Here is a 5,773-nt window from a genome sequence, read left to right as displayed (position 1 = left end):
GTCCTTGCCTTCCGGTGTCCTGTACATTGTTGCCTCCGCAGCAATCGCGTTGATCGGTTCGGCGCGCCGCACTCGCGCGGCGCGCCGGATTTTCGTGGCGGCTATTCGATGTATTCGAACATCTCGTCCATGTTGCCGAACAGGATCACGGTGTTGTCGTCGACGCGAACCATGCGGCCGTAGTGGGTGGAGGTGTTGACCTCGAAGGTCTCGGCCGAAATCTCGCGGCCGAGATATTCGCCGATCGCGTCCATCTTGAAGATCAGCTTGCCGTCGCCGTCGATGCGGATCAGCGCCGGCTGGTAGGTGATGGTCACCCCCGGCTTCTGGCCCATGAATTCGGCGATGGCGCGAGCCTCGACCGAGTCGTTCATGGTGACGCCGCACTGATGCGAAATCGTCTGCTCGAAGGTGATGTCCTTCATCGACTTGAAGATGTTGGAATGGGTTGCGTCGCGTGCTGCTAGTGACATGACAAGTTCTCCTGTTTCAGCGCTTGAGGCCGAGTTCGCCGAGGATCTGGCCAATCCGCTCCTCGGATTTGGCGCGGACATCCGCGAACGCAACCGGCTTGGAATGCGGCATCGACCAGATCGGCTGCAGGCCGGTGGCTGCCTTGTCGGCGAGCGCGCCGTGTTTCTTGACCCAGCCCTGGAAGAGCTTCTTGTTCGCCGCGCCATGCTTCTCGTCATTGGCGAGCATGTGGATGAGGTCGATTGTGTTGGCGAGGTTGCGCTCGTAGTCGGCCTCGGCGGCCGAAATGACCGCCGGCGTGATGAAGTCGTGGTTGGCGGCGGCGATCTGCATCAGGAAGCCGGAGCGGAACACTTCGCCCACCAGCGGCTCGAAGACGATGTTGATGGCGAAATACTGTTCGAGATAGTCGGTCGCGCCCATGATGGTCTCGACCGCTTCGCGCGTGCCTTGCCAGTTCTTGTCCTCAAGCCAGGCCTTCTTGCCGAGTTCGTCGTCCCAGCCGGGTAGGTCCATGCCGATCTCGGCAAGGTAGAGCGTGATGTCCTGGGCAAGCCTGAGCTTGTAGGACGAGTTGGTCAGCGTCGCGTTGTTGATCATCTGGGTGTAGCCGTAGCGCTGCGCCTGCATCAGCGAGGTGCCGAGCCCGAATTCGGCGTGTTTCCAGGCGCCGAGCTGCGTCTGCAGGATCTTGACCCAGGCCTTGTCGAAGGTCTTCGGTGCGCCCGATTTGCGGGCGTTGTTGATGACGCTCTGAACCATCGTCTCGATCTTCGACTGGCGCTGGTAGTGCGTGCGCTCCCATTCCTGGTCGGGGGCGCGGAAAGCATGCCAGTTGGAACTCTGCGCGGCGGTGTTCTGCTTGACATAGGCGCCCTTGCCGTCGGCGAAGGAGATGATCCAGTCCTGGATCAGGTAGCGCTCCGGATCGGGCTGAACGTCGACCGTCATGTCCTCGTAGTGGGTGGCGCGCTGGCCTTTCGGGTCGAAATACCGGTATTTCCGGCTATCTGAATCGGCGAAGATCGCCGCGCCGGCGGCTCCGGATCCGACAGAACTCGAGGTTGCAGGCATAGTCTCTCTCCCTTGTTGCAGTTGTGGTTGGCTTGGCACGGCCGCCCTCAATGGGCCGGCGTTGCACCTGCCGATGTGGTGAACTTGTCGAAGAAGATCCGCTCCGTTTCGAACCCGTTCATGAACAGGACCGGCTGCRGCGCATCGATCATCGGCGGCGGGCCACAGGCATGGACATCGCCCTGCCCATCGACCGCCAGTTGCTTGAGCTTGGCGTCGACGCTCTGGTGCACGAAGCCGCGTTCGCCCTGCCATTCGGCGTCGTCACTCGCGTGCGACAGCACGGGAATGAAGGTGACGTCGGAATGATTGCCGACCAGCTCGGCGATCCTGTCGAGATAGAACAGGTCGTTGCGGGTGCGGGCGCCGTAGAAGAAATAGACCGGACGTTTCTCGCCGCTCTTCAGGTGGTCGTTGAGGATCGACCAGATCGGCGACATGCCCGATCCGGCGCCGACCAGGATCAGGGGTCCTTGCCGTTCGTCGCGGCGGAAACAGGTCCCGTAGGGTCCGACGACGGTGACTTCGGCTCCGGCCCTGATGCCTCCGGAATCGAGTTCTCCCGAGAACTTTCCCTCAGGGTATTTTTTGATGATGAAGGAGAGTTTTTGGGTTTGGTCCGGCGTATTTGCCATGGAGAACGAGCGCGTAATCGTCTCCCCTTTTTGCGTGGTAACCGTGATGTCGACATATTGCCCCGCCCAAAACTTCATCGGGGAGCCGAGTTCGATTTCGATGCCGCGAATGTCGTGGGTCAGTTGCTCGATGCGAGCAATCCGGCCCTTGTACGTTTTCACGGCGATCGCTTTCGCCAGAATCTCCTCGTCGTAGTTGAGAAGCTCGACTTCCAGGTCGGAGTAGGCGATGCAACGGCACAACAAGACGTGCCCGCTCTCCTTCTCCATGTCGTTGAGTGCGAAGGTCGAGTATTTCAGCATGTCGACCTCGCCTTCGAGCAACACGCTTTTGCAGGCCGAGCATTGCCCTTCCTTGCAGCCGTGCGGCAGGGCGATGCCCTGGCGGAATGCGGCGTTGAGCACCGTTTCGCCATTCTCGACCTCGAATTCGACGTCGACTGGGCTGAGCCTGACCGTGTGGGTTTCCGACATACGGACCTCCAGTGAAAGGTAGGGGCGGGACGAACCCGCCCCCCTTTTGCCTGATCAGTTGCAGGGATTGATCGTGAAGCCGGCCCGGTATTCCGCCAGGTGCTTCTCACGGTCCGCGGGCGACATGGCACGCAGCGCGTTGAGCGGCGATCCGAGCGTGTTGCCGCGCACATCGTCGAGCGTCCACATCTCCTTGTCGTCGAAACGCAGATGCGGCTGCGGAACCAGCGTCTTGCCGTCGGAGCGGACGAAGTTCAGGTCCTTGATGGCATCGGCCAGATCCCAGCCGTCATAGAGCGTCTCCCACTCGCGCTTGCCGCTGAAGCGGCCCATCGCGGGTGTTGGACGGCCCTGATACTCGTCGGCGAAGGCGACCGTGGCGGTCCAGCGATCGAGCTCGTGGGCGAAGGTGTAGAGTTCGCCGTTGATCTCACCGACCACCATGTCCTCGCGGATCAGGCAGGGAACCAGGCAGGACCAGCAGCGGTGCGGATAGACGTAGCCGACGTCGCTGTTGAACAGCAGCACCTTCTCGCCCTTGTGGCTGAGCTTGGCGTACCATTTCCAGAAGTCGCCGAACTCGGCGTACCAGCCCGGATATTTGTGCTCGAACCACTCGAAGTCCTTGTCGGTCTGGGCTTCGATGCGCCAGAAATTGACCGGCCAGCCGACCGCGAAGAACTGCCCGACCTTGTGGACGTAGTTCTTCTTGGTGATGCGTTCCCAAGCGGCCTGGACGTCGTCGTGATGGACCTTGATGCCGTATTTCTCGAGCGGCAGCATGTAGGTGCGGTAGTAGTCCTCATAGATCCAGCGGTGCCACATTTCCGCGTAAGACTCCTTGTTCTTGTCGCGGTTGGTGGTGCCGTATTCGATGAAGGTGCCGATGGCGGCATCGACGATCGCGTGGTTCTGCCAGAAGGCGTAGCGCAGGTCGCGCTCGAGCAGCAGGTGGTTTTCCGGTTCCTTGAGCGCCGCCATCAGCAGCGAATGGCCGTTGCCGATATGCCGGCTCTCGTCCGATTGCACCGACAGGAAGACGGTCGGCAGCGCATAGTCACCGTTGCGGGCGGCTTCCGAAGGCATGGCAACAAACAGCGTGTTGGTGAAGGCGGTTTCGGCAACCACGGTCAGGTACATGCAGGCGGCGRTCATCGTGTCGCCGGTGATGAAGCCTTCGGCGAACTGGCGGCCGATGGTGGTGGCGTAGCACTTTCCGAAAGCTTCCTCGGTGATGTCGAAGCCGGCCGGATCGATGTAGTTCTCCATGTACCATTTCTTCAGGTTCATCTGGATCGTCGAGTGACGGAACTCGTCGATCATCTGCATGGTGAAGCCGGTTCGGAGTTCCTCGCCGGGTGCGATACGGGCGACCATCGCCATTGAGCGGGCGGCGGAGATTTCCGGGAAGGGAATGATGGCCAGGAAGAGCTTCATCCACTCGACCCAGCGCGGTTCGACGTTGCGGAACATGTCGCCGCGCAATGCCGCATCGAGCGCGCCATAGACGCGGTTGTCCTTCTCTTCCTGCATCGGGAAGTAGGACCGCAGGACCTGCTTCATCGGATCGCGCGGCGTCTTGTTGATCTTGTAGTCGGTCGGAAATGTCATCGCTTCCTGCACGTAGGAAGGATTCCAGCCGAGATCGGCAATCTTCTTGGTCGCCTCGCCGACGGAAATTCCGCGTTGCGAGGTAATCTTGTTGAGCGTCAGAGACGTCATGGTCATAAGCCTCCACCAGGTTTGGGCCGCGGGTCCCTTGACCCCGGCATGAAGCGGCACAAAGCACCGCCAGTGAGAGTGCGAACGGCATGACAAAGGGTTGCGCATTCAGGCGCGACTCATGGTCCGGCCATTCAAGTGGATCGCGGCAAAGGTTTTCGAGGCGTTTTGGCAGAGACCCGCGACGCCAACCGCATTTGCGATGGGCGTATCGAAACGCTGCTTCCTCCGTTCCTTCGTTCTTTTGGCACCGCGCCAAGCGCGATGGGCTTCTTGTGAAAATAATCAAAGCAAGCGTCGTGCCAGTTTGAAAACGAGGTCGGCGGCCAGCGCCTAAAACAAGATCGCCATCTTTTCGGCGTATGAGCGGACAGCAAACTGTAACGTTATTTTACAGATGTAACTTACGACTGTAATATTACTCATATATTCGCAACTGCAACATATCTAGTTCGCAGCTGCAACAAATATCAAAATACGCAGGTCTCTATTTAATTCTTTGTCTTTCTCTACTATTTGATGCCAACAGCCCATGGGCGGGCCTGGCGCTGGAGAGAGACCATGCCGAACGATAAGGACAGGAGCGGGCCACCCCGACCGATGTCCAGCCATGCCGACGGCGTCACCGGCGATCTTGTCAAGCTGATGCCCCGCGATCTGGTCTTTGTCATGCGCTTCATGGGCGAGAGCCAGCACCGCCTGCAGAGCCATTTCCAAGACTTCATCCGGGCCGAGCTTGCCGCCGGCGGCGTCACCACGGAGACGCATCCGATGATCCATCTGTTCATCGAAAACCATGCGATCCTGCTGCGCGACTTCGTGTTTTCCGGCGTTTCGCTGACACGCCAGTTCCGCGTCGACGAGATCGAGCGGCTGACCGGCGACACAACATCGATGATCCGCGTCGATATCTGGGACCAGCTCAAGAGCCACATCGAGACGGCCGAAAGACAGTTCCAGTCACWGGCCGGCGCATTGCCCAAATTGCTGTCGGCTTTCGAAAAGCCACCCGGGCCTTTGGGGAGCGAGAAATGACCGGCGGACCCGATACTGCCAGGCGTGACGCGCTGCTTGCCCGCCGGCTTGATCTCGTCGCCAGCGTCTCCGCCCTCACCGCCGAAGCTCTGCGGCTCAATCAGAAACGCGCCGGCATCGAAATGGACGTACTGCGCCTGGAGCTGGAAATCGGCAGAAGCGGCGCCAACGCGCAACTGGTGCAGGCGCAGTACGTCCATTTCGATGCCGGCGCGTTTCTGATTGAGCCGCAGAGCTTCGGCGGTGAGGGCGGAGACGCTGGCGACGAGATCAAGCCGGCGGGCAAGCAGCGCGTCACGCCTGGCAGTATCGGGTCCGCCGGTCATTTCTCGCTCCCCAAAGGCCCGGGTGGCTTTTCG

6 protein-coding genes are annotated in these 5,773 nt (G+C 60.3%); 2 read left to right on the top strand and 4 right to left on the bottom strand.

Features of this window, described 5'->3' with window-relative positions:
• Positions 1–101: 101 nt before the first annotated feature.
• Genes ACXJ7R_RS23330 through ACXJ7R_RS23315 form a run of 4 tightly spaced genes read right to left on the bottom strand, consistent with a single transcriptional unit; the run spans position 102 to position 4,385 of the window.
• A complete protein-coding gene (locus ACXJ7R_RS23330; RefSeq protein WP_095080699.1) occupies positions 102–473 on the bottom strand; it encodes an MmoB/DmpM family protein in 372 nt (123 codons plus the stop codon).
• A gap of 16 nt (positions 474–489) precedes the next feature.
• Positions 490–1,548, bottom strand: a complete 1,059-nt coding sequence (locus ACXJ7R_RS23325) for an aromatic/alkene monooxygenase hydroxylase subunit beta (protein ID WP_095080697.1) — start codon at positions 1,546–1,548, stop codon at positions 490–492.
• 47 nt (positions 1,549–1,595) lie between these two features.
• Positions 1,596–2,657, bottom strand: coding sequence for a 2Fe-2S iron-sulfur cluster-binding protein (locus ACXJ7R_RS23320; RefSeq protein WP_457153901.1), 1,062 nt, complete (start codon positions 2,655–2,657; stop codon positions 1,596–1,598).
• A gap of 54 nt (positions 2,658–2,711) precedes the next feature.
• Positions 2,712–4,385 (bottom strand): aromatic/alkene/methane monooxygenase hydroxylase/oxygenase subunit alpha, encoded by a 1,674-nt coding sequence (locus ACXJ7R_RS23315; RefSeq protein WP_457153900.1) that lies wholly within the window; start codon positions 4,383–4,385, stop codon positions 2,712–2,714.
• A gap of 555 nt (positions 4,386–4,940) precedes the next feature.
• On the opposite strand from ACXJ7R_RS23315, the gene ACXJ7R_RS23310 reads away from it, so the two are divergent.
• Together ACXJ7R_RS23310 and ACXJ7R_RS23305 are read left to right on the top strand one after the other, a co-directional pair.
• Complete coding sequence (locus tag ACXJ7R_RS23310) at positions 4,941–5,414, top strand: hypothetical protein (protein WP_457153899.1); 474 nt, start codon at positions 4,941–4,943, stop codon at positions 5,412–5,414.
• The coding region (locus ACXJ7R_RS23305) for a hypothetical protein (RefSeq protein ID WP_457153898.1) at positions 5,411–5,773 on the top strand (363 nt) is incomplete at its 3' end. The genes ACXJ7R_RS23310 and ACXJ7R_RS23305, both read left to right, overlap by 4 nt.

The organism is Mesorhizobium sp. P5_C1 (assembly GCF_054049815.1).
The sequence above is the reverse complement of the archived record's forward strand: the minus strand, read 5'-3'. Positions and strand labels throughout refer to the sequence as shown.